At 71.8% G+C, this 26,136-nt stretch carries 26 protein-coding genes and 1 pseudogene; 14 read left to right on the top strand and 13 right to left on the bottom strand.

The window, feature by feature from the left end:
- Positions 1-52 precede the first annotated feature (52 nt).
- Complete coding sequence (locus ABZS40_RS30470; protein ID WP_354947237.1) at positions 53-769, top strand: YoaK family protein; 717 nt, start codon at positions 53-55, stop codon at positions 767-769.
- Positions 770-772: 3 nt separating this feature from the next.
- Here ABZS40_RS30470 and ABZS40_RS30465 read toward each other — a convergent pair whose 3' ends face one another.
- From ABZS40_RS30465 to ABZS40_RS30450, 4 genes are read right to left on the bottom strand one after another with little or no spacing between them, the layout of a single operon-like run.
- Positions 773-1,399, bottom strand: a complete 627-nt coding sequence (locus tag ABZS40_RS30465; RefSeq protein WP_124856139.1) for a response regulator transcription factor — start codon at positions 1,397-1,399, stop codon at positions 773-775.
- Positions 1,396-2,646 carry a histidine kinase gene (locus ABZS40_RS30460; RefSeq protein WP_354947235.1) on the bottom strand — a complete coding sequence of 417 codons (1,251 nt, stop codon included), beginning with the start codon at positions 2,644-2,646 and terminating at the stop codon, positions 1,396-1,398. Before ABZS40_RS30460 ends, ABZS40_RS30465 begins: the two co-directional genes overlap by 4 nt.
- A gap of 5 nt (positions 2,647-2,651) precedes the next feature.
- Positions 2,652-3,104 carry an ABA4-like family protein gene (locus ABZS40_RS30455; protein WP_354947233.1) on the bottom strand — a complete coding sequence of 151 codons (453 nt, stop codon included), beginning with the start codon at positions 3,102-3,104 and terminating at the stop codon, positions 2,652-2,654.
- Positions 3,101-4,027: a hypothetical protein gene (locus ABZS40_RS30450; RefSeq protein ID WP_354947231.1), complete on the bottom strand. Its 927-nt coding sequence runs from the start codon at positions 4,025-4,027 to the stop codon at positions 3,101-3,103. The genes ABZS40_RS30455 and ABZS40_RS30450 overlap by 4 nt, the downstream gene beginning before the upstream one ends.
- A gap of 166 nt (positions 4,028-4,193) precedes the next feature.
- Here ABZS40_RS30450 and ABZS40_RS30445 point away from each other — a divergent pair, with 166 nt between their 5' ends.
- Both ABZS40_RS30445 and ABZS40_RS30440 read left to right on the top strand, forming a co-directional pair.
- A complete protein-coding gene (locus ABZS40_RS30445) occupies positions 4,194-4,943 on the top strand; it encodes a glyoxalase (protein WP_354947229.1) in 750 nt (249 codons plus the stop codon).
- Positions 4,944-5,199: 256 nt separating this feature from the next.
- Positions 5,200-6,372: a beta-propeller fold lactonase family protein gene (locus tag ABZS40_RS30440; RefSeq protein ID WP_354947227.1), complete on the top strand. Its 1,173-nt coding sequence runs from the start codon at positions 5,200-5,202 to the stop codon at positions 6,370-6,372.
- Positions 6,373-6,468: 96 nt separating this feature from the next.
- Here ABZS40_RS30440 and ABZS40_RS30435 read toward each other — a convergent pair whose 3' ends face one another.
- On the bottom strand, positions 6,469-6,771 hold the full coding sequence (locus ABZS40_RS30435) for a helix-turn-helix transcriptional regulator (RefSeq protein WP_354947225.1): 303 nt from the start codon (positions 6,769-6,771) through the stop codon (positions 6,469-6,471).
- Between the two features lie 65 nt (positions 6,772-6,836).
- On the opposite strand from ABZS40_RS30435, the gene map reads away from it, so the two are divergent.
- From map to ABZS40_RS30410, 5 genes and pseudogenes are all read left to right on the top strand, one after another.
- On the top strand, positions 6,837-7,610 hold the full coding sequence (gene map, locus ABZS40_RS30430) for a type I methionyl aminopeptidase (protein WP_354947223.1): 774 nt from the start codon (positions 6,837-6,839) through the stop codon (positions 7,608-7,610).
- Positions 7,611-7,773: 163 nt separating this feature from the next.
- A pseudogene (locus ABZS40_RS30425) lies at positions 7,774-8,448 on the top strand (CDP-alcohol phosphatidyltransferase family protein); the annotation flags it as partial.
- A 275-nt stretch (positions 8,449-8,723) separates the two neighbouring features.
- The gene (locus ABZS40_RS30420) at positions 8,724-10,376 is read left to right on the top strand and encodes a sulfatase-like hydrolase/transferase (RefSeq protein ID WP_354947221.1); all 1,653 of its coding nucleotides are present in this window, start codon (positions 8,724-8,726) and stop codon (positions 10,374-10,376) included.
- Positions 10,377-10,408: 32 nt separating this feature from the next.
- Complete coding sequence (locus ABZS40_RS30415) at positions 10,409-11,209, top strand: FkbM family methyltransferase (protein ID WP_354947219.1); 801 nt, start codon at positions 10,409-10,411, stop codon at positions 11,207-11,209.
- Between the two features lie 94 nt (positions 11,210-11,303).
- Complete coding sequence (locus tag ABZS40_RS30410) at positions 11,304-12,323, top strand: LysR family transcriptional regulator (RefSeq protein ID WP_354947217.1); 1,020 nt, start codon at positions 11,304-11,306, stop codon at positions 12,321-12,323.
- Here ABZS40_RS30410 and ABZS40_RS30405 read toward each other — a convergent pair.
- The 8 genes from ABZS40_RS30405 to ABZS40_RS30370 are packed head-to-tail and all read right to left on the bottom strand — an operon-like array spanning position 12,248 to position 20,409.
- Complete coding sequence (locus ABZS40_RS30405; protein WP_354947215.1) at positions 12,248-13,486, bottom strand: VWA domain-containing protein; 1,239 nt, start codon at positions 13,484-13,486, stop codon at positions 12,248-12,250. The two genes, ABZS40_RS30410 and ABZS40_RS30405, sit on opposite strands and share 76 nt — an antisense overlap.
- Entirely contained in the window at positions 13,483-14,280 is a 798-nt protein-coding gene (locus ABZS40_RS30400; RefSeq protein WP_354947213.1) for an SRPBCC domain-containing protein, read from the bottom strand. Before ABZS40_RS30400 ends, ABZS40_RS30405 begins: the two co-directional genes overlap by 4 nt.
- Positions 14,277-15,146: a MoxR family ATPase gene (locus tag ABZS40_RS30395; protein WP_354947211.1), complete on the bottom strand. Its 870-nt coding sequence runs from the start codon at positions 15,144-15,146 to the stop codon at positions 14,277-14,279. Before ABZS40_RS30395 ends, ABZS40_RS30400 begins: the two co-directional genes overlap by 4 nt.
- On the bottom strand, positions 15,143-15,718 hold the full coding sequence (locus ABZS40_RS30390; protein WP_354947209.1) for a nucleotidyltransferase family protein: 576 nt from the start codon (positions 15,716-15,718) through the stop codon (positions 15,143-15,145). Before ABZS40_RS30390 ends, ABZS40_RS30395 begins: the two co-directional genes overlap by 4 nt.
- A gap of 3 nt (positions 15,719-15,721) precedes the next feature.
- Positions 15,722-16,588 (bottom strand): XdhC family protein, encoded by an 867-nt coding sequence (locus tag ABZS40_RS30385; protein ID WP_354947207.1) that lies wholly within the window; start codon positions 16,586-16,588, stop codon positions 15,722-15,724.
- Positions 16,589-16,598: 10 nt separating this feature from the next.
- Positions 16,599-18,989: an aerobic carbon-monoxide dehydrogenase large subunit gene (locus ABZS40_RS30380; RefSeq protein WP_354947205.1), complete on the bottom strand. Its 2,391-nt coding sequence runs from the start codon at positions 18,987-18,989 to the stop codon at positions 16,599-16,601.
- Complete coding sequence (locus ABZS40_RS30375) at positions 18,986-19,534, bottom strand: (2Fe-2S)-binding protein (protein ID WP_088948676.1); 549 nt, start codon at positions 19,532-19,534, stop codon at positions 18,986-18,988. The genes ABZS40_RS30380 and ABZS40_RS30375 overlap by 4 nt, the downstream gene beginning before the upstream one ends.
- Positions 19,535-19,536: 2 nt before the next feature.
- Positions 19,537-20,409, bottom strand: a complete 873-nt coding sequence (locus tag ABZS40_RS30370) for a xanthine dehydrogenase family protein subunit M (RefSeq protein ID WP_354947203.1) — start codon at positions 20,407-20,409, stop codon at positions 19,537-19,539.
- 118 nt (positions 20,410-20,527) lie between these two features.
- On the opposite strand from ABZS40_RS30370, the gene ABZS40_RS30365 reads away from it, so the two are divergent.
- The 6 genes from ABZS40_RS30365 to ABZS40_RS30340 all read left to right on the top strand — a co-directional run.
- Positions 20,528-21,601, top strand: coding sequence for an XdhC/CoxI family protein (locus tag ABZS40_RS30365; protein WP_354947201.1), 1,074 nt, complete (start codon positions 20,528-20,530; stop codon positions 21,599-21,601).
- A gap of 95 nt (positions 21,602-21,696) precedes the next feature.
- A complete protein-coding gene (locus tag ABZS40_RS30360; RefSeq protein ID WP_354947199.1) occupies positions 21,697-22,116 on the top strand; it encodes an ASCH domain-containing protein in 420 nt (139 codons plus the stop codon).
- 70 nt (positions 22,117-22,186) lie between these two features.
- Positions 22,187-22,951, top strand: coding sequence for an ABC transporter ATP-binding protein (locus ABZS40_RS30355; protein ID WP_354947198.1), 765 nt, complete (start codon positions 22,187-22,189; stop codon positions 22,949-22,951).
- A 705-nt stretch (positions 22,952-23,656) separates the two neighbouring features.
- A complete protein-coding gene (locus tag ABZS40_RS30350; RefSeq protein ID WP_354947197.1) occupies positions 23,657-24,811 on the top strand; it encodes a hypothetical protein in 1,155 nt (384 codons plus the stop codon).
- Positions 24,812-24,999: 188 nt separating this feature from the next.
- Entirely contained in the window at positions 25,000-25,785 is a 786-nt protein-coding gene (locus ABZS40_RS30345; protein ID WP_354947195.1) for a PrsW family intramembrane metalloprotease, read from the top strand.
- Positions 25,786-25,929: 144 nt separating this feature from the next.
- Positions 25,930-26,136 (top strand): hypothetical protein (locus ABZS40_RS30340; RefSeq protein WP_354947193.1); only part of this gene is annotated, 207 nt, incomplete at its 3' end.

Below are 26,136 nucleotides of genomic sequence, written 5' to 3'. Positions count from 1 at the left end.
ACGTGTCCGGACAAAGTGTATACGAAGAACAATCACTGGAAGGCGGCCGACAGTGTCGAGCACAGCGCCCCGCGTCACCCGCCCCCGCGTCGCCCCGCACGGGAACGAGCAACTGCTGCGGCGACGGCAGGCGCTCGTCGTCGTCCTCACCTTCCTCACCGGGAGCGCCGACGCTCTCGGTTTCCTCGCCCTCGGCGGCGCCTTCGCCAGCGTGATGACCGGCAACATGGTCCTGCTCGGGCTCTCGGCCGGCCGGGGTGAAGCCGACCTGGCCCTGACCTCGGGCTGCGCCATTGTCAGCTTCATCGTCGGTGTCCTGGCGGGCGCACGCGTCGTCGGCTCGGCACAGCCGGACGATCCGGTCTGGCCTCGGCGGGTCACCTGGGCGTTGGTCCTGGAGCTGGCGGTGTTCGTGGTGTTCGCCGTTGTCTGGGAGGTCACGCTGCACACCCCCGACGGGGGTGTCCACCTGGCGCTGCTGATGCTGTCCGCTGTCGCGCTGGGCGTGCAGAGCAGTGCCATCCAACGCTTCGGCGTGTCCGGCCTGTCCTCCACGTACCTGACCGGCACGCTCACCAGCCTGATCGCCGGGGTCGCCGCGCGCAGCCCGTGGGCCAGCCTGCGCCCCAAGGTTCAGGTGCTGCTGGCCCTCATGGTCGGCGCGGCGGTCGGCGCCCTGGTCGCCCTGCACCTGCCGGTCGTCGCCCCGGCCCTGCTGATCGTGCCGCTGGCGCTCGTCATCGCCGTGTCCGCCCGGATGCGGGCCTGAGCGTCAGACGCCGCGGGCGAACAGGGCCAGGCGTACCCGGTTGGGGCTGTCGGTCTTTGTCATCAGGCTGGTGATGTGGGTCTTGACCGTGGTGACACCGATGTGGAGCTGGTCGGCGATCTCGGTGTTGGACAGGCCCTCGGCGACCAGGTTGAGCACGTCCCGTTCCCTGGCGGTCAGGCCCGGCAGGGCCGGTGGTGACCCGGGGCGGGCGTGCACCGCGCGCTGCACGAGGCGGCGCAGCACCTCCGGGCTGAACGGGCTGTCACCGACGGCGGCCCGGCGGATGCCGTCCAGCAGCTCGGTCGGGGGCGCGTCCTTGAGCAGGAACCCGCACGCTCCGGCGGTCAGCGCGGGGTAGAGGTGGTCGTCGTCGCCGAACGTGGTCAGCACCAGGACGCGGGTGGTGGGGCGTTCGGCGAGGATCCGGCTGGTCGCGGTGATCCCGTCGACACCGGGCATCCGCAGGTCCATGACGACGACGTCGGGGAGGAGCCGCCCGGCCAGCGGGATCGCCTCACGGCCGCTGTCGGCCTCCCCGACGACCTCGATGTCGGGTTGGGCGTCGCAGAGCATGCGCAGCCCGGCTCGGATGAGGTGCTGGTCATCGACCAGCAGCACCCGGATCACGCCGGCCCCGGCGCGGGCGACCCGGCCGGGGCCTCCCGCTCGCGGGGCACCGATCCGACCGGCGCGTCGGCGGACGCTGCGGCCACGGCCGGAAGGACGGTACGCACCCGCCACCCGGCGCCGGTCGGGCCCGCCTCCAACCGGCCGCCGAGGACCTCGACGCGCTCGCGCATCCCGGTGATGCCGTGCCCGCCACCGGCCGGCACGCCCGCCGGCACCCCGCCGCGCCCGTTGTCGGTGACCTCCCAGTGCACGGAGCCGTCCCGGACGGCGACCACGAGGTGCGCGAGCGCGGACGTCCCCGCGTGTTTGGCCACGTTGGTCAGCGCCTCCTGGGTCAGTCGCAGCACCGCCATGCCGCGCACCGCGTCGAGTGAACCGATCGCCGGATCGAGATCGGCCTCCACCGTGACACCCGCCTGCCGGGCCCGGTCGATGGACGCGCCGATCGCCGCCGGCAGCGCGGACGGTTCGATAGCGGTCAGCGCCGCGTCGCCGCGTACCCCGTCGGGGTTGCGCAGCACCGCGACCAGCCGGCGCAGCTCCGTCAGGGCCGCGCTGCCGGTGCCGTGCACGTCGTCGAACACCTCGCCCACCCGGGGGTCCAGGTCGGTGAGCACGTGCCGTGCGACGCCGACCCGCAGGACCATCGACGCCACATGGTGCGCGACGACGTCGTGCAGCTCGCGGGCGATGGCGCTGCGTTCGTCGGCGCGGGCCGCGCGGCTCTCCGACTCGTGCTGGCGTTGCTCGGCCAGGGCCCGCTCCACGGCCTGTCGACTCAGCTCCCGGTTGGCGCGGATGACGAGGCCCAGCAGCACCGGCACCCCGACCTCGAGAGCCAGCCCGACGACGCCGGAGGCGACCTGGCCGACCGGGTCGCCGACCGAGTCGGTCAGGTCGACCACGACCAGCAGCGCCGAGGACAGCCAGATGGTCCGGGCGCGACGCGCGCGCATGGTGACCTCGAGCAGGGCCCAGCTGGCGCCAACCTGGTTGATCGTGTAGTCGTCGACCAGGCTGATCGCGACCGTCAGCAGTGCGGCCTGCGCCGACAGGTTGACCACCGGCCAACGGTGTACTGCCAGCCCCACTGTGAACGCGAGCACCCCGAGGATCCACTGTGTCGGCGTGGGTGGGCGGTCCGCGTGGGGGACGAAGAGCAGGTACTGCACCCCGGCGAGGATGAGCAGCGCCATCCGCACAACCGGGTCCCGCATGTCGAACAGTCGCCCCGGCCAGCTCACGGTGGTCAGCCTAGGTGCTGCGGGCCGGTCGCGGCGGCCGCCGGCCGCCGCCACCGGGCCCGGACCGCGAGGTAGGCGGCCAGGCCGAGCGGTCCGAGCAGGATGGTCAGCAGCAGCACCGGAGCCATCACCAGCGCCGGCACCCCCCGATCCCGGCTGTCCAACCACGCCCACCGTCCGACGAACAGATCGAACGCGATCATGTGCGCCCAACCCGCCGCCGCCCCGTCGGAGGTGCCGAGCAGGTCGCGCACCCCGGCCAGGGTCGGCGACGTCACGGCCGGCAGCACGTCGCCGAACGCCGGGAGCACCAGCAGCGCGTAGATCACCACGACCGGCAGCACGATCAGCGGCGAGGCGATGATCCGGGCGGTCCACGACCAGCGGGGCAGCAGGATCATCAGCGCCCAGAACGGCGCGGCTACCGCGAACGTCAGCGAGAACAGCGTGGCGGTCACGCGGCCAGCGCCAGTTCCGGGCGACGTCGGCGGGCCAGCACCAGGCCGGTCGCGGTCGCCGTCGCGACCACCAGGGCCGCGACCGCGGCGAGGGTGACGGCGTCCGGCCGCAGCAGCGGCTGTTCGCGCAGGGCCTGCCAGGTCAACAGCACTGTGAGTACGCCGTACGCGCCGCCAGCGACGACCAGCAGCCGGGCGCGGGTGCGCTCGTCCAACCGGGTGGCGAACCGGCTCAGCAGGATCGCCAGGATCGGCAACGCCTGGAGGGCGTGCAGCCCCACGAAGTGCCCGATCCGCAGGTCACCGCCGGTGGTGCTCCAGCCGACGATCGGCAACCCCGGCCCACCGTCGGGCACGCCGACGCTGTGCGCCCCGCCGATTCCCTCGATCCCCGGGTCCTGCATCGGCAGCGCCATCGGCACCGCCGCGAGCATGCCCAGCAGGGACAGGCCGAGCCCCCAGCCGACGGCGGTCGCGGCGACCCGATCGGGGATCCGCTGGATCAGGACCACGATCCCGATGACGAGGTGCGCGAAGAACAGCACCATGATGGCCGCTCCCATCGCCGCGAACAGCGCGGTGTTCACCGGGGTGCTGTCGTTGAAGTGGCTGGCCTGCCCGCGTACCACCTGACCGACGATCCACGCGTTCTCGACGACCGCCACCGCGACGATGACGACGACCGCCCTCTCGACGGCCCGGCTGCGGCGCGGCAGCAGGGAGAGCATCCAGGCGAGCGTCGCGCCGTACAGCACGAACGACACAGCGAACTTGAACGGCTTGAGCCAGATCGGCACCCCGGTGAGGACGCGCGGGTCGACGAGGATGCCGACGACGGCGACGACGCCGAGCACCGCCATCACGGACACCAGGAACATCAGTGGGCGGCTCCAGCGCGTCGCCCGGCGCACATCGGTAGTCATGTCTGTAGATGTTCGCGGTCGCGCCCGCGGATCGCGTCCGACCCCGAGCCCCGGTTGCGGCTGCTGGTCGGAGCGCGCCTCCTCCCTCGGTAGGAGGCGGAAGTGGTCGAAAGTGCTCGGTGGTGCTGGCACAATGGCCGACCTGCCGACCGGACCGGGAGTGACCATGACGACCATCGAGGACCGCGTCCAACCGAACGAGACCACTGTTCCGTTACTGCACTGCGCGGCCCCGGAGGAGACCCTGGCGTTCTGGCGAGCCCTCGGGTTCGAGGTGGCATATGAACAACTCAGGCCATATGTGTACCTGGCCCTCACCTGGAGTGGGTTCCAGCTGCACTACGGCCCGGCGCCCAAAGACCTGGACCCGGCGAAGGAGCATTCCGGCGGCTGCCTGGTGATGGTGGACGCCGTGGCGTCGTACCACGCGGTGTTCGCCGAGGCGATGCGCCGCAGCTACGGCAAGGTGCTGGTCAAGGGTCTACCCCGGATGACCCGCTACCGCGCCGGGTCGTCGCGGTTCAGCATCGTCGACCCGTCGGGCAACTCCATCGTCTTCATCCAGCGGGACGAGCCGAACGACGTGGAGTACGGCGGGTCGAAGGAGCTTGACGGGCTGGCCCGGGTGCTCGACAACGCGCGGATCCTGCGCGAGTTCAAGATGGACGACCGGGCCGCCTACCGGGCGCTCGACTCGGGGATGCGCCGCCGCGCCGAGGACGCCCCGGTGGTCGAGCAGGCGATGGCGCTGGCCGGCCTGATCGAGCTGGCCACCGCGTTGGACAAGGCCGACCGAGTGCCCGAGTGGGGCGCCCGATTCCAGGCGCTGTCGCTGACCTCGGAGCAGCGGACGCAGGTGGCGCAGTACGTCGCCGACCCCACGTTCCTCGAACCGTGGTGGCCCGATCCCCGCTGACCCGGACCTTCCCGCGCGCCGGCCAAGATGCGCGGCTCATCGGGCGCGGGCCGTGGCGCTGCTGCCCCGCTTCGCCGTCGCCCGCCGAAGGTCCGCTTCGCCGTAGGCCACTGTCGCGTGTTCGTCTGGTGATTTCACAGAACGGCACGAAATTACCGCTTTAGGGTAAGTGAGGGCATGACGCTTACCTGCTCCGATAGCTTTCGAAGGAGAGGAAAACTCGTATTCCTCCCTTCGGGTGCACAAGGAGTCAGTGATGAAGCGCAGTGTCGCGCTCGCGGCAGCCCTCCTGGCAGGTCTGACCAGCATCGGATCGATCCCCGGGACCGCCTTCGCCGATGGCGGTGGCCCCGGATACCACGACGACCGCAAGGGGGGTGATCACCACCACGGCGACGAGGGCGCGGTCTTCGTCCAGACCAACAAGGCCGAGGGCAACACCATCAAGGTGTACGACCGCGACGAGGACGGCAAGCTCACCAAGGCGGGCGAGTACGAGACCGGCGGGCTGGGCGGCTTCACCATCGGAGCGCCGCTCGACGCGCTGGCCTCGCAGGGCTCTCTGACCTACCACCGCGGACTGCTGTTCGCGGTGAACGCCGGCAGCAACACCGTGACGGTCTTCCGGGTGGAGGGCACCAAGCTGCACAAGCTCCAGGTCATCTGGTCCGGCGGTCTGCTGCCGGTCAGCGTCGCGGCCCGTGGCGACCTCGTCTACGTCCTCAACGCCGGTGGCGAGGGCTCGGTGCAGGGCTTCGAGCTGCGCAAGGGGCGCCTGTCGCGCATCGAGGACGCCAACCGCTCGCTCGGGCTGCACAACGGCAACCCGCCCGCGTTCGGGACCGCCCCGGCCCAGGTCAAGATCGACCCGGACAGCGAGTTCGTCCTGGTGTCGACAAAGGGTGCCAACGTCATGTTCAGCTACGAGATCGGCCGCGACGGGAAACTGTCCCGCAACCCCGTCATCAGCGACGCGGGCAACACCCCGTTCGGCTTCACCTTCGACACCGAGGACTCGCTGCTGGTCACCGAGTCGGGCGCGAACGCGGTCAGCCGGTTCGAGTTGGAGGACGACGGCGCCCTCGACCAGGTCGGCCCGTCGGTGCCCAACGGCCAGCAGGCGACGTGCTGGATCCAGCGCGTCGGCGACTACTTCTTCGTCGCCAACGCCGGCAGCTCCACCATCAGCTCCTACCGGGTCAACGACGACGGCAAGCTCGAAATCGTCAGGAACGTCGCCGCCGACACCAACGGCGGGTCGATCGACATGACCACCAGCGACGGCTTCCTGTACGTGCAGAACGCCACCGCCGGCAACGTGCAGGGCTACAAGGTGCACGAGGACGGGTCCCTGAATCTCGTCACCACTGTCGAGGGTCTGCCGACGTTCGCCGACGGCATCGGCATGGAGGGCATCGCCGCCTCCTGAGCGCACCACCCGCTGGTCCCGGTCGTTCATCGGCCGGGGCCAGCGTCGTCTGGCGGTCGCCGGCCGACGCGTCGTCCCGCGCCAGCGGGGTCGAGACTAGGAGGCCAACCGCTCGCGCGCGGTGCGCGTCGGTCGGGGGAGTTCGGCGCCGCCGTCCGACGTGTTGATCTCCGACCAGACGGCGTCGAGGGAGAGGCCGAGGACGTCGGCGATCGCCGCGATGGTCGGGAAGGCGGGGGTGGCTATCCGGCCGGACTCGATCTTTCGGAGGGTTTCCGGCGAGACGCCGGCGTCCAGCGCGGTGAGGAGCATCGAACGCTCTCCACGGGCTCGACGCAGGAGCGCGCCGAGGCGCTGTCCGCGTTCGAGCTCTTCGGGAGTGAGCGGCAACCTGACCATGACCCGATTCTAGTACCGGGATAATATGGCCGGGATACTTATTGGTGACCCGAGGAAGGCGCTGCATGATCGAGATCCTGAGCCCCACCGACGTGCTGCGAGCGAAGGACACCGGCGCGCTGGTCGCCGGCATCCTGCAGACGCTGAAGAGCCGCTGCGTGGTCGGCACCAACCTCCTGGACATCGACCGGTGGGCGCAGGCCATGATCGCCGAGGCCGGGGCGCAGTCCTGCTACGTCGACTACGAGCCGTCCTTCGGGCGCGGACCGTTCGGCCACTACATCTGCACGTCGGTGAATGACGCCGTGCTGCACGGGTTGCCGCACGACTACGCGCTCGCCGACGGCGACCTGCTCTCGCTCGACCTCGCCGTCTCCCAGGGGGGAGTCGTCGCGGACTCGGCCATCAGCTTCATCGTGGGAGACGTGCGGCCAGCGGGAAGCGTCGGGCTGATCGACGCGACCGAGCGCGCGTTGCAGGCGGGGATCGCCGCCGCCGGCCCCGGCGTGCGCATCGGTGACATCTCCCACGCGATCGGCTCGGTCCTTCACGCGGCGGGATATTCGGTGAACACCGAGTTCGGCGGCCACGGCGTCGGCTCGACGATGCACCAGGACCCGCACGTCTCCAACACGGGGCGTCCCGGCCGGGGATACCGGCTGCGCCCGGGGCTGCTGCTGGCACTGGAGCCGTGGGTGATGGCGGACACCGCCACGCTCGTCACCGACGCCGACGGCTGGACCCTCCGCAGCGCGACGGGCTGCCGGACGGCGCACAGTGAGCACACCATCGCCATCACCGACGACGGCGCGGACGTGCTGACCCTGCCGACACCCTGACCGACGGCCCGGCGGTCGGCCTGCGCCCACGGTGGACGATTAACCGGCCGCCGAAGGGGCACGTCCCTCCGCGGGACCCTGCCGGGTCGCGTTCAGAATGAACCGATCGGTCATATTTTCCGTGATGACGGTCAGGGTCACCCACCAGAGTCACGGAGGCACGATGTCAACGGTTCGAACTGGTCCGGTCATCGGACTGCTCGTGCAGATCGGCCTGCTGGCGGTGCTGGCGGAGACTGTCGGTCTGGGCGCGGCGGGCTGGGTGGCGGGGCTGGCGTACGGGTCGGTCCTGTGCGCCCTGCTCAGCCGGGGGATGTCCCGCTCGGGCGCGGGTACGCTCAGCCCGGCCGACCGGGTGACCCTGAGCCGGGCGATCCTCGTCGGCGGCGTGACGGCCCTGGCCGCCGACTCGATCGGCCGATCGGCGCCGGTCACAGTGATGGTCGTCCTCACCAGCGTGGCGTTGGCCCTCGACGCCGTGGACGGGTACACGGCCCGCCGCACCGGGACCACCAGCGAGCTCGGCGCGCGCTTCGACATGGAGATCGACTCCTTCCTGGTCCTGGTGCTCTGCCTGCACGTGGCCCCCGCGGTGGGTGGCTGGGTGCTCGTGATCGGCGCGATGCGCTACCTCTTCGGCGCCGCGACCTGGGTGTTCGGGTGGATGCGGGGATCCGCGCCGCCGCGTTACTGGAGCAAGGTCGTCGCCGCGATCCAGGGCGTGGTGTTGACGGTGGCGATGGCCGACGTGCTGCCCGCGCCACTGACGACAATGGTGCTGGTGCTGTCGGTGGCGCTGCTGGTCGAGTCGTTCGGGCGTGATGTGACGTGGCTCTGGACGACCCGGCACCGCCGCCGCCCCGTCACCCCGGCCGCGATGGTTCACGCGAGCAACTCGGCGAGCCACAGTGCCCCGAGCGCCGCAACGGCGCTGGGCTCGGGCCGGCCGGACGGGCTGCCCTGGTCGGACCGCCCCACTGTCACAGTGGCCCGACGCGGGATCGCCCGCGTCTGAGCCGCCCGGATGCCGCGCCCAACAAAGATCATGGAAGGATGCCCGGGTTGTCGCTCTTGACGCGCGTACGTCAGCTGCCGAGCCAGGGACGGAGGGCGATGAGGGGCGAGGTCGCGGGCGGTACCGCCGACGGCACCGACGTCGAGGATCGGCCGAAACGCTCCATCGCGGCCCGGCTGACGACCGTGCTGGCCGCGCTGCTCGTGCTGCTCGTCCTCACCATGCCGTACGACTTCGGCCGGCTCAGCCCGGCGGCGTTCGCGCGGATCCCCCTGGAGGCGCTGCTGGTCGTGGCCCTCCTGCTCGCCCTGCCGTCTCGTGGCAGCCGACTGGTCGCGACGCTCGCCGGCGTGGCCCTCGGTCTGCTCGGCCTGTTGAAGCTGCTCGACCTGGGGTTCACCGCCTCGCTGAGCCGGGCGTTCGACCCGGTGCTCGACTGGGCGCTCCTCGACGAGGGGTTCGCCTTCCTCAGCGAGTCGTACGGTCGACCCGCCGCCATCGGCGTCGCCATCACCCTGGCGGTGGTGCTCGTGGGCCTGCCCACACTGGTCACGCTGTCGATGCGGCGACTGCGGCGGCTGGTGGTCCGGCACCGCACCGGGACCACCCGGATCGTGGCCGCGCTGGTGGTCGTCTGGGTGGCCTGCGCCGCGTTCAACGTGCGGGTGGTCGAGGGTGTGCCGGTCGCCGACACGTCCGCCACCACCCTGGCCAACGGTCACGGCTTCCAGGTGCGCCTTCGCCTCGACGATCGCGAGACGTTCGGGGCCCTGATCGAGGCCGACAGGTTCGGCGACACCCCTGGCGACCAGCTACTGACCGCGTTGCGCGGCAAGAACGTGGTCGTCGCCTTCGTGGAGAGCTACGGCCGGGACGCCGTCGAGGACCCGGAGTTCGCGCCGCAGGTCGGTGCCGTCCTCGACCGCGGCGCCGGCGAACTGGGCGCGGCCGGTTTCGCCGCGCAGAGCGGCTTCCTCACCTCGCCGACCTTCGGCGGCGGTAGTTGGCTCGCGCACGACACGCTGCTCTCCGGCCTCTGGATCGACAACGACCAGCGGCACCGCACCTTGCTGGCCAGCGACCGGATGACCCTCAACGGCGCCTTCCGACGGGCGAACTGGCAGACCGTCGGCGTGATGCCCGCCGTCACCAGGGCGTGGCCGGAGGGTTCCTTCTTCGGCTACGACCGGTTCTACGACGCCAGGACACTCGCGTACCGTGGCCCGAAGTTCAGCTTCGGCACCCCGCCTGACCAGTACACACTGGCCAGCTGGCAGCGCCTGGAGCAGGCGAAGCGCGACGGCACCGTGATGACCGAGCTGGCGCTGGTGTCGAGTCACGCGCCGTGGACGCCCGTCCCGCCGCTGCTCGACTGGGCCGACGTCGGCGACGGCGCGGTCTACCGCGGGACCGCGGGCAGGTCGGACGACAAGCGCCGCAACACCACCCAGATCCGGGCGGACTACCGGAAGTCCATCGAGTACACCCTCGGCGCGCTCATCTCCTACGTGCGGACCTACGGAGACGACGACCTCGTGTTCATCGTCCTCGGTGACCACCAACCCGCAGCGGTCGTCACCGGCGAGAACGCCAGCCACGACGTCCCGATCTCGATCATCACCCGGGACCGGGCCGTGCTGGACCGCATCTCCGGGTGGGGCTGGCAGGACGGGCTGAAGCCCGGGCCGCAGGCGCCGGTCTGGCGGATGGACGCCTTCCGGGACCGGTTCCTGACCGCCTTCGGGCCGTGACCCGGCCACCTCTACGGACTGGACGCAGACAGATGACGGCTACCACCGACGCCAGGATCGCCGCGCTCCGGACCGACCCGGCCCTGGCCCTGCTGCACCGGTCGCTCGACGTCTACTACGGCGATCCCGAGCGGGACGCGAGGATGGACGCCTTCTACTCCCGCTTCGTCAGCAGCGGGGACCTCGTCTTCGACATCGGCTCGCACGTGGGCGACCACATCGCCAGCTTCCGCCGCCTCGGTGCCCGGGTGGTCGCCGTGGAACCGCAGCCGCTGTGTCTGCGCGCACTGCGGGCGATCTACGCCGACGACGACCGGGTGACAGTTGTCGACGCCGTGTGTGGCGGGCTTCCCGGGCGCACCCGGTTGCACGTCAACTCCGCCAACCCCACCGTGTCGACCGCCTCACCGGACTTCGTCCGGGCGGCGGAGGGCGCGGGCGGGTGGGAGGGCCAGGTGTGGGACGCCGACATCGAGGTCCCGGTGGTCACCGTCGACGCGCTGATCGAGACGTACGGCGTGCCCACCTTCACCAAGATCGACGTCGAGGGTTTCGAGGACGAGGTGCTGGCCGGCCTGAGCCGCCCGCTGCCCGCGTTGTCGTTCGAGTTCACCACCATCGCGCGCGCGGTCGCCGATCGGTGTCTCGACCGCCTGACCGCGCTCGGCTTCGACGGCTTCGACGTGGCGGTGGGCGACGACAAGTCGATGACCTTCCGACGTTGGATGTCCGCGACCGACCTGGCGACGCACCTGCACGACCTGCCGCACGCCGCGAACTCCGGCGACGTGTACTGCGTGTCCGGGAACCAGGCGGCCACCACCGAGAGCTGACCGGAGCAGTCGTCACTGCTCCGGTCCATGGTGAACGGCACCGGGCCCGACGATCAGATGATCGGCCGCTGGCGGTGGGCCGGACCAGCGGGAGATGATCGACGTTCGTCTCGACGCCGAGCCGAGCCACGCGATCGCGGGGAAGTGGGTGACGCCGATGACCCCGACACAGCTGCGCGCGTACGTCGCCGTGGTCCGGCTGGGCTCGGTCAAACAGGCCGCCGCGGAGCTCCAGGTCTCCGAGTCGGCGGTGTCGCTGCACATCGCCCAGCTGCGCAGGGAGTTCGGCGACAAGCTCTTCGCCCGGACGGCGGCGGGCCTCGCGTTCACTCCGGGTGGGCTGCGGCTGGCCAGTCGCGCGGCGGAACTGCTGGGCCTTCAGGACCGCACCATGCTGGAGGTCAGCGCCGCGAAGCGCGGCCGACGGCTGCTGCGGGTCGCCGCGTCGAGCCTGTTCGCCGAGTTCGCCGCGCCGGGGCTGATCGAACTCTTCGCCAAGCGGGCCGCCGACCTCGACGTCGAGTTGAGCGTGCGCAACCCGGGGTCGTTCGAGTCGCTGTTGCTGACCCGTGCCGCGGACATCGCGATCGGGCCGCAACCGTCGGTCGTCGACAGCGCCATCGGCTGCCGGCCGGTGATGAACTACCGGCTCGTGATCGCCGTCGGTCCGGAACATCCACTGGCCGGCCTGGCGGCGTCCCCAGGGCAGCTGCGGGAGCAGACCTGGCTGCTCGGGCCGTCGGCCGCCACGGAGTGGGGCGCGGTCCCGGCGCTGCTGCGTCGGCTGGCCGTGCCGGACGAGCGGCAGCAGATCTTCCAGAGCCACGCGGCCGCGCTGGGGGAGGCCAAACGGGGCAGGGGGGTGGCACCAGCCCTCGCGTTCACCGTCGCGACGGACGTCCGTCAGGGCCAGCTCGGGCAGGTGGTGGGGCCACACGCGACGATGGAGGCGGTGTGGCATGCGCAGGTGCTCGCCACCCCCGGTTCGATGTCGGCCGCCGAGGAGCTGTCGCGCTTCTCGTCGACGCCGAGGGCGATTCAGGCGATGATGCGCGGCGCGGGCGTGAGCGTCGGCCACTTCCGGCCGTCGGTGCACGTGACGCTCTGGAGCTGACGGGCGACGACCAGCAGGTCCTGGAAAGTGCCGGCCGGCAGCAGACGGTCGCAGTAGGGGAGCGCGGCGGCCATGCCGCCGACCCGGGGGGCGAAGCCGGGTGCGCCGGCGCGCGGATTCAACCAGACGACCCGGTACGCGCGGCGGTTCAGGCGGGCCATCACCGCCGCCAGGTCGGCGGGCGGATCGCTGTCCCAACCGTCCGACCCGATCACCACCACCGCCCCGCGTACGGACTCCGCGTGGTGGGAGGTGAGCAGGGCGCGCAGGTTCGTGGCGATCCGGGTGCCCCCGTACCGGTCGGTCACGGCGGCGCTGGCCTGCGCTACCGCCTCGGCCGCCGAGGTGTGCCGGAGCACCACAGTGAGCCGGGTCAGCGTCGTGGCGAACGCGAACACCTCCGCGTCGGCGACCACCGCGAACGCCCGCATCAGATGCAGGTACGCGGTTGCCTGCGTCCGCATCGACTCGCTGACGTCACAGAGCAGCACGACCCGGCGTGGCCGCCGTACCGGGTGAGCGCGGACGACCTCGACGGGCTCCCAGCCGGTACGCCGGGCCCGGGCGATGGTGGCCCGCAACGCTATCCGGGCGCCGGCCGAGCCGACGGTGTGCCGCCGGGTGCGTCGGGTCGGCCAGCCGGCGACGGCCGCGCGCAGGGCGTCGCCGAGCTGCGTGACCTGTGCCGCGTCGAGTTCGTCGAACGGACGGTCGGCGAGCCCGGTGTGAGCGCTCGGACGCCGCTCGGGCAGCCGCAGCACGCTGTCGTGTTCGGGTGTCTCGGCGACCTCCGGCGGCACTGTCGCCCACGGCAGCCCGCCGCCCGACCCCGCGTCGTCGGTGTCGGCCGGCACCCGGACGTACACGTCGTCGGGTCCGTTCGCCCGGGGCGCCGACCGCTGCGGTCGGGGCAAGGGCGGTGGGTCCGCGAAGATCGCCGCGAAGACCCGGTCGAACGCGGGGACGTCGGTGTGCCGTCGCACCAGGCTGATCCGGGCGGCCCAGTAGAGCGACGACATCGAGTCGGGTGGGCTGGCGGCGAGCGCCCGGACGAAGTCGTCGACTGTGGTCAGCCCGGCCGGGACGCCGGCTCGGCGCAGTCGGCCGGCGATCGCCACCGCGAACGCGGCCCGGTCGACGCCGCGCAGCACACCCGGGCTCATCGGCGCGCGACCAGCCAGGCGATCACCGCGCCGACCGCGACCAGACCGACGAGCACCGGTACGAGGCGCTTGGTGACCGACCCGCCGGCAATGCTGAGCAGGTCGAGCGCCTCCGGCTCGGCGGTCGGCGCGACACGTACGGCATCGGCCGTCGGCCCGACGGGTGACGGCCCGACCGGCGACGGCCCGACCGGCGACGACCCGACCGGCGACGGCTCGACGGGTGAGGGTGCGACGGCGGCGGTGGCGGGGGTGGTCGCGACCGCCGTGGCGGACGCGACCGGGGTCGCCTCGGGCGGCGCGGCGAACGTGGCCGCCACGGGTTCCGAGCTCGGATGCGGGGCCGGCACCTCGGCGGCCAGCTTGGCCTCCAGGTTGGCGACGAACTGGGCCAGAAGCTTGCCCGACACCTCCTTGATCATGCCGCTGCCGAACTGGGCCAGCCTGCCGGAGATCTTCAGGTCGGTGTCCACACTGACCAACGTCCGGTCGCCGTCCGGCCGCAGGTGGGCGGTGACCAGCGCGGACGCGGTGCCGGCTGAGCGGGCGTCACGGCCCTTCGCGTCGATCACCCCGCGGTACGCGGCGTCGTCCTTCTCGACGAACCGGGCGGTGCCCGCGAACTCCGAGACGACCGGCCCGACCTTGACCCGCACCCGGCCCTGGTGGACGTCGCCGTCGACGCCGGTCAACCGAGCGCCCGGCAGGCACGGCGCGAGCCCTTCCAGGTCGGTGAGCACCGCCCAGGCCCGTTCGATCGGAACGGTGACCGCGAACTCGTTGGTGATCTTCATGGCGGACTCTCCTGGTAGGCGCCGAGCGCGGCGGCGACCACGACGCGGTCGTCGGGGGTCTTGGCGATGGTGCCGATGGTCTGTACGACACCGTCGGCAGCCAGGTCGGCGACGCCCAGCACCGACAGCGCGCCCACCCAGTCGATGGTCTCCGCCATCCCGGGCGCCTTCTCCAACTCCCGGTGGCGTACGTCGCCGACGAACTGCACGGCCGTCTGGATCAGTGGTCCGGTCGCGCCCGGTACGGCCCGGCGGACGATCTCCACGGCGCGGGCCGGCTCGGGGAAGTCGATCCAGTGGTACAGGCAGCGGCGGCGCAGCGCGTCGTGCAACTCCCGGCTGCGGTTGGAGGTGAGCACCACGACGGGTGGGGTGCGGGCGGTGAAGGTGCCGAGTTCGGGAATCGTGATGCCGGCCTCGCCGAGGAACTCGAACAGCAGCGCCTCGAATTCGTCGTCGGCCCGGTCGATCTCGTCGATCAGCAGCACCGGCGGGACCGGCCCCCGGTGGCGTACGGCCCGCAGGATCGGGCGTTCCTGGAGGTACTCCGCGCTGAACAGGTCCGCGTCGGTGAGCCGGGTGTGGTGCGCCTCGGCGAGCCGGATCGCCAGCAGTTGCCGCTGGTAGTTCCACTCGTAGAGCGCCTCGCCGGCGGTGAGCCCCTCGTAGCACTGCAACCGGATCAGCGGTGTCTCCAGCGCGCGGGCCAACGCCTTCGCGGCGGCGGTCTTGCCGACCCCCGGCTCGCCCTCCAGCAGCAGGGGCCGGCCGAGGCGCAGGGCCAGGAACAGGGCCATCGCCATGCCGTCGTCGACCAGGTAGTCGACGGCGTCGAGGCGGTGCCGGACGGCCTGAGCGTCCTTCATGCCTCGCCCGCCAGCAGGCGCTCGTAGTCGGCTCGAGTGTCCACGTCGATCGGCACCGGCCCGTCGACTGTCACCTCGGTCACCGGGTGGCGCCCGGAGTGCAGGAGCTTCCAGACGGCCTTGTCGCCGTGCAGGTCGGACAACTCGGGCAGCACCTCACGTCCGAAGCGGAAGGGATGGCCCAGGCCGTCCGCGTACCGGCAGACGGCCAGCGGGGTGGCCGCCGCGGCGACCCGGCGGACGTCCGCGGCACGGACGCCGGGCTGGTCGCCGAGGAGCAGCACGAGCGCGTCGGCGCGCGGGTCCACAGCGCGCGCGGCGGTGCGCACCGACGACCCGCAGCCGGTGCTGAACGCCGGGTTCTGCACGACCTGGCAGCCGGTCAGGTCCACCCGCTCGCGGATGCCGTCCGCCGCGCCGCCCACCGTGACGAGCAGCTGGTCGAAGCCGCACGAGCGGGCCAGGTCGAGTGTGGCGTCGAGCAGCGTCCGCCCCCGGTACGGGAGCAGTTGCTTGGCCTCGCCGAACCGCATCGAGGCACCCGCCGCGAGCACCACGCCGGTCAGGAACACCTGTCACGCCGCCGTGTAACTCGCGAGGCAACCGGCGCAGCAGAACCAGAAGTCCTGCCCGTCGACGCGCGCGTGCGGCGTCTCCACCCCGACCAGCACGGTCATTCCGCACACCGGGTCGACGGCCTGCTGCGGTCGGGCGGCCGGTGCGCCGGAGGCCGGGGCCAAGCCGTCCACCCGGATGGCCCGGACCACCTCACCCATGATCGCCAGGGCGATCTCCGCCGGTGTACGCGCGCCGATCTCCAGCCCGGCCGGGGTGTGGACGCGGGCGCGTTCCGCGTCGGTCAACCCCAGGTCGTCGAGCAGGGCCACGCCACGTTTGCCGCTGGCGACCAGCGCGATGAACCCGACGTCGGCGTCGAGTGCGGCCCGGATCGCCTCCGGCTCGCCCCGGCCCAACCCGGCCACCACGACCGCGGTGCAGCCGGTGCTGTCGTCGGCGGCGACGACGTCGAAGTCGAGGAAAGCGGCCAGGGTCGCGACGGCGGCGCTGATCGGGGTGTCACCGACCACGCGCACTGCCGGCGCCGGCAGCATCGGTCGGAGGAAGACCTCGATCGCCCCACCGGAGTGGCACGGGTTGACCACCACCCGCGCCCCCGGCGTGTCCGGAAACGGGGTCGCGCCCTCCGGCAGCACCCGCAGCAGCAGGGCGCTGCCGTCGCGCAGGGCGTCGAGGGCGGCGGCCCGCACCGAACTCTCGGCGCACACCCCGCCCACGAAGCCCTCGATCGAGCCGTCGGACCGGATCACCGCGTCGTCGCCCGGTCGGGCCGACGTCGGATCCTGCGCGCGGACCACTGTGGCGTGGACGAACGGCTCCCGGGTGTCGGTCAGCTCCCGGGCGCGGTCGGCGATGGTGGTCATCCTCGGCTCCTCAGATCGGCGGCCGGGCCTGGCCGCGCATCGCGTCCCAGACCCGCGACGGCGTCAGCGGCATGTCGGCGTGTCGGACGCCGAAGGGCTTCAGGGCGTCGATGACCGCGTTGACGATCGCGGGCGGTGAACCCACCGTCGCCGACTCGCCCACGCCCTTCGCGCCGATCGGGTGGTGCGGCGACGGTGTCACGGTGAAGCCGGTCTCCCAGTCGGGCACCTCAAGCGACGTCGGGATCAGGTAGTCCATCAGGGACGCGCCGAGGCAGTTGCCGTCCTCGTCGAACGCGATCATCTCCATCAGGGCCATGCCGACCCCGTCGGTCAGCCCGCCGTGCACCTGCCCCTCGATGATCATCGGGTTGATCCGGGTGCCGCAGTCGTCGACGGCGATGAACCGTCGGACCGTCACCTGCGCCGTGCCGGGATCGATGTCCACCACGCAGATGTACGCGCCGTGCGGGTAGGTCAGGTTCGACGGGTTGTAGCAGATCTGCGCCTCCAGGCCACCCTCGATGCCCTCGGGGAGGTCGCCCGCGCCGTGCGCGCGCAGGGCGATGTCCTGGATGGTGACGGACCTGCCCGGGTCACCGGCGACGTGGAACGCGCCCTTCTCCCACTCCAGGTCGGCGACCGACACCTCGAGCATTCCCGAGGCGATGATCCGGGCCTTGTCGCGAACCTTCCGGGCCACCAGGGCCGCCGCAGCGCCCGAGACGGGCGTCGAGCGGCTGCCGTACGTGCCGAGGCCGAACGGGGTGTTGTCGGTGTCGCCGTGCAGCACCTCAATGTCCGCCGGGGGGATCCCGATCTCCTCGGCGACGATCTGCGCGAACGTCGTCTCGTGGCCCTGACCCTGCGACTGCACGCTGAGGCGTACCACTGCTTTTCCGGTCGGGTGGACGCGCAGCTCGCAGCCGTCCGCCATGCCCAGCCCGAGAATGTCCATGTCCTTGCGCGGCCCGGCGCCGACGGCCTCGGTGAAGAACGCTATGCCGATGCCCATCAGCTCGCCCCGGGCCCGCTTCTCGGCCTGCTCGCGGCGCAACTCGTCGTAGCCGGCCATCTCCATCGCCAGCCGCATCGTCGGCTCGTAGTTGCCCGAGTCGTACACCCAGCCGGTCTTCGTCGTGTACGGGAACTGCTCCGGCTGGATGAAGTTCTTCAACCGCAGCTCGGCTGGGTCCATGCCGAGTTCGTCGGCGAGGCAGTCGACGATCCGCTCGACCAGGTAGACCGCCTCGGTGATCCGGAACGAGCAGGCGTACGCGACGCCGCCGGGCGCCTTGTTGGTGTAGACCGCAGTCATCTTGCAGTACGCGGCCTCGATGTCGTAGCTGCCGGTGAAGACCCCGAAGAAACCGGCCGGGTACTTCACCGGGGCGGCGGTGCCGTTGAACGCGCCGTGGTCGGCCAGCACGTTGGTGCGGATGCCGAGGATCCGGCCGTCGCGGGTCGCGGCGATCTCCCCCCGCATGATGTAGTCACGGGCGAACCCCGTGCTGATCAGGTTCTCCGAGCGGTCCTCCATCCACTTCACCGGCTTGCCGGTGACGATCGAGGCGACGATCGCGCAGACGTACCCGGGGTAGATCGGGACCTTGTTGCCGAACCCGCCGCCGATGTCCGGCGCGATCACCTGGATCTTGTGCTCGGGCAGGCCCGCCACGATGGCGTAGAGCGTGCGGTGCGCGTGCGGGGCCTGGGTGGTCGACCAGAGTCGCAGCTTGCCGTCGACAGCGTCGTAGTCGGCGACAGCCCCGCACGTCTCCATCGGCGCCGGGTGCACCCGGGGGTAGACGAGATCCTGGCTGACCACGACGTCGGCGCGGGCGAAGACCGCCTCGGTGGCCGCCTCGTCGCCGGTCTCCCAGTCGAAGCAGTGGTTGTTCGTCTTGCCGTCCAGGTCGTCGCGGATCAGCGGTGCGTCCGGCGCCAACGCCCGGCGCGCGTCGATCACCGGGTCGAGGACGTTGTACTCGACGTCGATCAGCTCCAGCGCGTCACGCGCCGCGTACCGGTCCTCGGCGACGACGAAGGCCACCTCCTGGCCCTGGAAACGCACCTTGTCGGTGGCGAGCACGGCCTGCACGTCGTTGGAGAGCGTCGGCATCCAGGCCAGGTTCTGCTGCGCCAGGGCTGCCCCGGTCACCACCGCCTTCACCCCGGGCGACGCCTCGGCGGCGCTGGTGTCGATGCTGACGATCCGGGCATGCGCCACCGGTGACCGGAGGATCGCGAGATGCAGCATGCCGGGCAGTTGGACGTCGTCGACGTACCGGCCGCGCCCACGCAGGAAGCGAGGGTCCTCCTTGCGTAGCATCCGGCCGTACCCGACGGGCTTCTGGTCGTTGTCGTGGAACGTGTCCACGCGCTCGTGAACCGTGGTCATGCGACGGCCTCCGCGGGCTGGCCGGCGTTGTCGATCTCGCCGGCCTCGGTCGATTCGGTGGTCTCGGTGACCTGGGCCGCGGCCTGCGCCTCGGCCACGGCGGCCCAGCGGACCGAGCGCACGATGGTGGCGTAACCCGTGCACCGGCAGATCTGACCCGAGATCGCCTCCCGGATCTCCGTCTCGCTCGGGTCGGGGTTGCGGTCGAGCAGCGCCCGCGCGGTCATCATCATCCCCGGCGTGCAGAAACCGCACTGCAGACCGTGGCACTGCATGAACCCCTGCTGGATCGGGTCCAGCTCGGCGCCCTTGGCGAGGCCCTCGACGGTCCGCACCTGGTGGCCGCCGGCCATGGCCGCGAGCACCGTGCACGACTTCACCGGCTCGCCGTCTAGCCAGACCACACAGGTGCCGCAGTTGCTGGTGTCGCAGCCCCAGTGCGTGCCGGTCAGACCCAGCACGTCGCGCAGGAAGTGCACCAGCAGCAGCCGGGCCTCGATCTCCCGGGTGACCTCGACGTCGTTGACGGTCATGGTGACCTGCATGCTCAGCTCCTCGCCCGATCGACGGCCCGGCGCAGGGTCCGCCGGGTCAGCTCGGCGGCCAGATGCCGCTTGTAGTCCGCGCTGCCGCGCTGGTCGGTCACCGGGTCGCAGCTGTCCGCCGCGATCGCCCCGGCCTGCTCGTAGAGACTCTCCGAGGGTTCCTGCCCACGCAGCGCCGCCGAGATCTCCGGGATGCCAGTGGTGTTGGGGCCGACCGCCGCGAGCCCGACCCGGGCGTCGACGATCGCGCCGCCGTCGAGCCACACCGCAGCGCCGGCCGACACCACGGCCCAGTCGCCGGCCCGGCGCTCGACCTTGGCGTACGCGCTGCCACAGCCGGGACGTACCGGTAGCCGGATCTCGACCAGGATCTCGTCGTCCGCGACGGCCGTCTCGTACGGCCCGACGTGGAACTCCTCCATCGACACGACCCGCTCCGCGCCGCCCGGCCCACGGATCACGCACCGCGCGTCCAGCGTCGTGCAGACCGCCGACAGATCTTCGGACGGGTCGGCCTGGCACAGTGAGCCGCCCAGCGTGCCCCGGTTGCGCACCACCGGGTCGGCGATCACCCGCTCGGCGTCGGCGAAGATCGGGAACGCTGCCGCCAGCACGGGTGATTCGAGGAGCTCCCGATGCCGGGTCAGCGCACCGACGCGGACCTCGTCGGGGCCCGCCTCGACGTAGCCCAACTCGCCGTGCAGGTCGTTGATGTCGATCAGATAGTCGAAGTTGGCCAGCCGGAGCTTCATCATCGGCAGCAGGCTGTGCCCGCCGGCGATCAGGCGGGCTGTCCCGCCCAGCCGCTCCAGCAGGCTGATCGCATGGTCCACACTGGTGGCTCGCTCGTACTCGAACGGTGCCGGCACCTGCATGTCGCACCTCCGCAGTCCGGCAAAATCTCTGCCCGGCGCTGGTCAAAGTCAACGGCGACCTAAGCAACTGCTTAGGTCGCCGTTGACGCTGCTGCCAGGGCTCGCGGATCGTGCGGCCATGCGGGACATCGTCGACGGGCTGGCCGGCTGGCGTGCCGCGGGCGTCGCGTTCGCCGTCGCGACCGTCGCGCGGACCTGGCAGTCCGCGCCCCGGCAACCTGGCGCGGCGATGGCCGTCTCGGCGCACGGCGACGTGGTGGGCAGCATCTCGGGCGGCTGCGTCGAGGGCGCCGTCTACGAACTCTGCCGGACCGCGATCCAGACCGGCGCGGCGCACACCCAGACCTTCGGCGTCAACGACGACGACGCGTTGGACGTCGGGCTGACCTGCGGCGGCACCATCCAGGTCCTGGTGCAACCGAGCGTCGCGATGACCGAGTTCGACGAAATCCTCGCCGCGATCCGCGACGGCCGCCCGGTCGCCACCGCATCGGCCGAGAACGCCCAACTGGTGATCTGGCCCGATCGGGTCGCGGGCAGCCTCGGCGCACCCGACCTGGACGACGCGGCGGCCCGGCAGGCGACCGGGATGCTCGCCCTCGGCGTCACCGGCACGATCCACCTGGGCCGGCAGGGGCAGCAGCGCGGCGACGAGGTGGCCGTGTTCGTCCAGTCGTACGTGCCACCACCCCGGATGATCATCTTCGGTGCGATCGACTTCGCCGCCGCGATGGCCCGGATCGGGAAGTTCCTCGGCTACCACGTCACTGTCTGCGACGCCCGCCCGGTGTTCGCCACCCGTGCGCGTTTCCCGGACGTCGACGACCTCGTCGTCCGCTGGCCGCACGCGTACCTGGAGTCGACCAGCGTCGACGACCGCACCGTGCTCTGCGTCCTGACCCACGACCCCAAGTTCGACGTGCCCCTGCTCCAGGTCGCCCTCGCCACGCCAGCCCGTTACATCGGCGCGATGGGCAGCCGGCGCGCGCACGACGATCGGATGCGCCGGCTGCGTGAGGCGGGTGTCCCGGAGAGCGGGCTGGCCCGACTCTGCTCGCCGATCGGGCTGGACCTGGGCGCGCGGACACCGGAGGAGACGGCCGTGGCGATCGCCGCCGAGATCACCGCCCAGACCTGGGGCGGCTCGGGTCGCCCGCTCAGCGACCTGGCGACCCCGATCCACCACACCTGACCGACGGCCGACTCGTCGGCGCGGTCTGGTCCGGTCGATCATGAAGATGTGGTGCGACGGTCCCTCACACGCGCCGGGTCGCGTACGCTCCGCGGATGCACCTCGACGAACTACCTCTTGCCGAGTTCGCGTTTCCGGGGCCCCTGCGGGACAAGCTCGTGGGCGCGATCCTGTCCGGGGCGAAGACGTCGACGACCGGCCTGCTGGTCGGGTACGAGTGCGCGAACGAGCCGCTGCCCGAGGTGGGTCAACTGTCCGCCGTGGTGGACTCCGCCGGCCGTCGGGTCGCGGCCATCGAGCTGACCGACGTACGGGTGGTCCGGCTCGCCGAGGTCGACCTGCCGCACGCCCTGGCCGAGGGGGAGGGCGACGAGTCGGTGGCCCAGTGGCGTGCGGGGCACGAGACGTTCTGGCACAGCGCCGAGGTGCGTGCCGAGCTGGGCGACCCCGGCTTCACGGTGGACGACGACACCCTGGTGGTGACCGAACGCTTCCGGCTGGTACACGTCGTATGAGCGGCCGCGTCCACTGTGGACTGTCGAGCGGCGGGCCGCGCCGCCGTGCAAGGTCACCTATGCTCGGCGCGTGATCCCCCCGGCACTCGAGATCCGTGGCCTGGTCAAGACCTTCGCGGCACATCGCGCGGTGGACGGCATCGATCTGACCGTCCACCCCGGCACGTTCCACGGCATCGTCGGGCCCAACGGCGCCGGCAAGTCCACCACCATCGGGATGGCCGTCGGCCTGGTCACCCCGGATTCCGGGCAGATCCGGATCCTCGGCCACGACGCGCTGCGCGAGCGTCGACTGACCCGCGCGCTGACCGGCGTGCTGCCCGACGGCCTCGACTTCCCGGAACGCCTCACCGGCGCCGAACTGCTGCGCTACAGCGCCGGCCTGCGCGGGCTACCCCGGGCCTCGGCCACCGACCGTGCCGCCGAACTGATCGACGTGCTCGGCCTGGCCAAGGGCGCCGGCACCCCACTGGCCGACTGCTCCACCGGCACCCGCAAGAAGCTCGGTCTCGCCCAGGCGCTGCTGCACGCGCCCCGGCTGCTCGTGCTCGACGAACCGTTCGAGGCGGTCGACCCGGTCTCCGCGGCCACCATCCGCCGGGTGCTGCGCCGATTCGTGGCCGGTGGCGGCACCTGTGTGCTGTCCACCCACTCGATGCTGCTCGTCGAGCAGATGTGCGACGAGGTCACCGTGATCCATCAGGGCCGGGTCGTCGCCGCCGGGTCGGTCGTCGAGGTTGCCGCCGGCAGCAGCCTGGAGGACCGGTTCGTCGAGTTGGTCGGCGCCGAAGCCTCCGGCAGCGCCGGTCTGGACTGGCTGACCGGGGCACGATGAGCGCGCAACCCGTCGCCCCCGGTCGGCTGGGCGGCACCCTCGGCGCGATCGCGGTACCGGCCCGGATGCGCGCGACGATGCTGCGTCGCTCGCTGCGCGAGCACCCCGGCCCCACTGTGGCCGGCCTGGTCGGCCTGCTCGCCGCCGCCTGGTTGATCCGGTACGCGCTCCACGGCGACCCGCACACGCTCGGCCTGCTCGCCGGGACGTGGGTTCTCGGCTGGATCGTGTTGCCGCTGCTGCTCGGCGGCGGCCGCGGCCGGGTCCGGCCGGCCCACCTGCGGTTGGAGCCGATCGGCGGAGTCCCGGCCGCGATCGGTCTGCTCGCCGCGTCGGCGATCGGCATCGGCCCGGCCGTCTCGCTGGTGGCACTCGCCGCGCTGCCGGTGCACGCCGCCCGGTACGGCGCCGTCGCGGTCCTTGTCACCGCCGGCGGCGCGGTGCTGCTCTGGCTGCTCGGGCTGATCGGCTCGGCCATCGCTCTGGAGGTCGTCGGCCACGCCGGCGGCCCGGCCCGGGGCGCTGCTCACCGGCATCTTCACCGGTACGGCGATGGGTGTCGCCGGGTCGCTCTGGGCGGTCTTTCCGTGGGTGTCGGTAGTGCTCGTGGCAGCGCCGCAGGAGGTGGTCCGGGCCATGGCGTACGTGCCGAGCGCCTGGCCGGTCGCCGCCGTGACCGGGCCAACCGGGCAAGGGGTGCGCAGGATGGCGGCCCTGGTGGGCATCGTGGCGCTCTGCGCCGCCGCGTACATCATGCTTGTCCGAAAGGTGATCGCCGCCGGCGCGCCGTTCCGGCCGCGCCGAACCACGGCGGTGTCACCGGCCGCGGCTGAGCGCGAGTGGCTGGGGTGGGTGCCGGCCGCGACGCGGGCGGTCGTCGGCCGTGAGCTGCGTGCCTGGACACGGCATCCGCTGCGGTTGCAGTATCTGGCGTTCGCTGTGGTGTACGGGGCGCTGCTCGCCGGACTGCCGCTGCTGTCCGACGTGGACCTGCTGCTGCCGTGGGCCGGGCCGCTCGCCGTGCTCGGCGCGGCGGCGATGTCCGCCGGGCTGGTCGGGCTGGACGGCACCGCGTTGTGGCTGCCGCTCACCACGCCCGGCGGCGAACGGGCCGAGGTCCGGGGTCGGGCCCTGGCGTGGCTGGTTCTGGTCACCCCGATCGGGGTGCTGCTGACCGTCGCGGGCATCCTCCTCGCCCCCGACGTCGACCCGCTGGCCGCGCTCTGCGCCCTGCCGGCCCTGCTCGGCGCGGGCGCCGCGGTGCCGGTGTGGGTGTCGCTGCTGCGCGTACGCCCGGTGGCCGACCCGCGGCATCCCACCGCTGCCGACAACCCGACCGACATCGTCAGCGTGCTGGTCGCCACCGCTGCTGGGCTGCTCGCCTCGGCGCCGGTGCTCGCCCTGGTGGTCTGGGGTCCGCCGGAGACGGCACCGCTGCTGCCGCTGGTCGGGCTGCTCGGAGGCGCCGCAGCCTGGTGGGGTGGCGTGTGGCTGGCCGACGAGCGGCTCGCTCGGCGCGGCACGGCGGTGCTCGCCGCGGCCGGTCAGCGGAGCCGACCCCCGGAGACGGTGCTCCCGCTGACCTGGGACGTGCAGTGGTATCGGGAGAACACGTCGACCGCGTGGGCACTGGGGTTGCTGACGGTCGGGTGGATACCGGTCATCCCGCAGGGGTTGATGCCGCTGGCGTTCGGGATGGACAGCGGGTGGATCGTGGCGGGCCACCTGGACGGGGGCGCGCGCACGACGGTGGGGTTGGCGATGGTCGGGCTGGGCGTCGCGATGCTGCTCACCGGCCTGGTGCTGTGGGATCGCCGACCGCAGCCCGGCGGCCCTGCCCAACCTGCTCCCCCCGGATGATCGTCCCCCGTGCGCGGGATCGCCACGTCGATCGGTGGCAGCTCAGCAGGGCGCCGCTCGGCGTGTCGAACAGCTCAGCTGCCAACGATCAAGGGACCAGCACCACCCGGTGGCGCGCACGTGCGGAGTCGTCAGGATCTCGATGCCGGGGCTGGTCTTCGTAATCTGGGTCCGCCAGACTGCGCGGTATGGGTGATCGTTGGCGCCGGTGGGCGTGGGTCGGGGTGCTCGTCGTCGGGCTGGTCCTCTATCTGGCCGTGCTGCGGACCCTGGTCAGCACCAAGAATCCGAATTTCGTACCGGCGTTGATCCTGCTCGGGGCGACGTTGGTGCCGTTGACGTTCCTGACGTTCGCGCAGGCTCGCACCGGGCGGTGGCAGGTGCCGGCGTCGGTGTTGGTGACGTCGGCGTTCTTCGGCGGTGTGATCGGCACTGTGGTCGCCGGCACCCTGGAGTACGACACCCTGCGCGGCCTCGGCACCCTGCCGATGCTGTTCGTGGCACTGATCGAGGAGTCGGCGAAGCTGATCGTCCCGGTGGTGCTGCTGTTCACGGTGGTGGCCCAGCGCCGTCGCCGGGTTCCCTCCGACGGGCTGATCATCGGCATCGCCGCCGGCATGGGTTTCGCTGCGCTGGAGACGATGGGCTACGCGTTCAGCGCGCTGCTGAGTTCGCAGGGCAACATCGGCGCGGTGGAGCAGACGCTCTTCATTCGAGGTCTGACGGCGCCCGCCGGCCACACCGCCTGGACGGGGCTGACCGCCGGCGCGCTCTGGGCGTTGCTGGCGAGCCCGAGCGTCGCTCGGCTCTTCGGGTTCATCGGCACGTTCGTCGGTGTCGTCGTCCTGCACACCCTCTGGGACACCTTCTCCGGCTCACTGGTCTTCGTCGTGTTGGCGATCATCAGCATCGGCTGGTTGTTCTGGGAGCTGCGCCGCTACCGGACCTTCAGCGACCAGCTGCAACCGCACTGACCAACGCCGTACTCCATGCCTCTTCCGGCCCACACCAAGGGCCGGGGGAGGCATGACTGTTGGTGATCCCGCTGCGACCGGGCCGGCACCTCATCTAACGTCAGAGTGTTCATATTTGGCGGGATTGGTCGGGAAGGTGCGGCGATGGGGGTGCGCAGCTGGTTCGAGGGTTGGCCGGTCTACCGCCAGCTCACCGGCACGGACCCGCTGGGCCGGGGCGCCGCGGCGAAGTCCGACGGGTCCCGTGCGCTCACCGCCCGTACCGATACCGCCGATTCGATGGCCCGGTCCGTCTGCCCGTACTGCGCTGTGGGTTGTGGTCAGCGGGTGTTCGTGAAGGACGGGCAGGTC

It is taken from the genome of Micromonospora sp. NPDC005324 (genome assembly GCF_040607155.1).
Taxonomy (GTDB): Bacteria; Actinomycetota; Actinomycetes; order Mycobacteriales; family Micromonosporaceae; genus Micromonospora; species Micromonospora trifolii.
This window is presented reverse-complemented; position numbering and strand designations above follow the sequence as displayed.

Bases quoted from the DNA above. Each gene is read 5' to 3' on its own strand.
- ABZS40_RS30450 (WP_354947231.1), bottom strand. From the start codon at position 4,027: ATGACTACCGATGTGCGCCGGGCGACGCGCTGGAGCCGCCCACTGATG.
- ABZS40_RS30445 (WP_354947229.1), top strand. From the start codon at position 4,194: ATGACGACCATCGAGGACCGCGTCCAACCGAACGAGACCACTGTTCCG.
- ABZS40_RS30440 (WP_354947227.1), top strand. From the start codon at position 5,200: ATGAAGCGCAGTGTCGCGCTCGCGGCAGCCCTCCTGGCAGGTCTGACC.
- ABZS40_RS30435 (WP_354947225.1), bottom strand. From the start codon at position 6,771: ATGGTCAGGTTGCCGCTCACTCCCGAAGAGCTCGAACGCGGACAGCGC.
- map (WP_354947223.1), top strand. From the start codon at position 6,837: ATGATCGAGATCCTGAGCCCCACCGACGTGCTGCGAGCGAAGGACACC.
- ABZS40_RS30420 (WP_354947221.1), top strand. From the start codon at position 8,724: ATGAGGGGCGAGGTCGCGGGCGGTACCGCCGACGGCACCGACGTCGAG.
- ABZS40_RS30415 (WP_354947219.1), top strand. From the start codon at position 10,409: ATGACGGCTACCACCGACGCCAGGATCGCCGCGCTCCGGACCGACCCG.
- ABZS40_RS30410 (WP_354947217.1), top strand. From the start codon at position 11,304: ATGATCGACGTTCGTCTCGACGCCGAGCCGAGCCACGCGATCGCGGGG.
- ABZS40_RS30405 (WP_354947215.1), bottom strand. From the start codon at position 13,486: ATGAGCCCGGGTGTGCTGCGCGGCGTCGACCGGGCCGCGTTCGCGGTG.
- ABZS40_RS30400 (WP_354947213.1), bottom strand. From the start codon at position 14,280: ATGAAGATCACCAACGAGTTCGCGGTCACCGTTCCGATCGAACGGGCC.
- ABZS40_RS30395 (WP_354947211.1), bottom strand. From the start codon at position 15,146: ATGAAGGACGCTCAGGCCGTCCGGCACCGCCTCGACGCCGTCGACTAC.
- ABZS40_RS30385 (WP_354947207.1), bottom strand. From the start codon at position 16,588: ATGACCACCATCGCCGACCGCGCCCGGGAGCTGACCGACACCCGGGAG.
- ABZS40_RS30380 (WP_354947205.1), bottom strand. From the start codon at position 18,989: ATGACCACGGTTCACGAGCGCGTGGACACGTTCCACGACAACGACCAG.
- ABZS40_RS30375 (WP_088948676.1), bottom strand. From the start codon at position 19,534: ATGCAGGTCACCATGACCGTCAACGACGTCGAGGTCACCCGGGAGATC.
- ABZS40_RS30370 (WP_354947203.1), bottom strand. From the start codon at position 20,409: ATGCAGGTGCCGGCACCGTTCGAGTACGAGCGAGCCACCAGTGTGGAC.
- ABZS40_RS30365 (WP_354947201.1), top strand. From the start codon at position 20,528: ATGCGGGACATCGTCGACGGGCTGGCCGGCTGGCGTGCCGCGGGCGTC.
- ABZS40_RS30360 (WP_354947199.1), top strand. From the start codon at position 21,697: ATGCACCTCGACGAACTACCTCTTGCCGAGTTCGCGTTTCCGGGGCCC.
- ABZS40_RS30350 (WP_354947197.1), top strand. From the start codon at position 23,657: ATGGCGGCCCTGGTGGGCATCGTGGCGCTCTGCGCCGCCGCGTACATC.
- ABZS40_RS30345 (WP_354947195.1), top strand. From the start codon at position 25,000: ATGGGTGATCGTTGGCGCCGGTGGGCGTGGGTCGGGGTGCTCGTCGTC.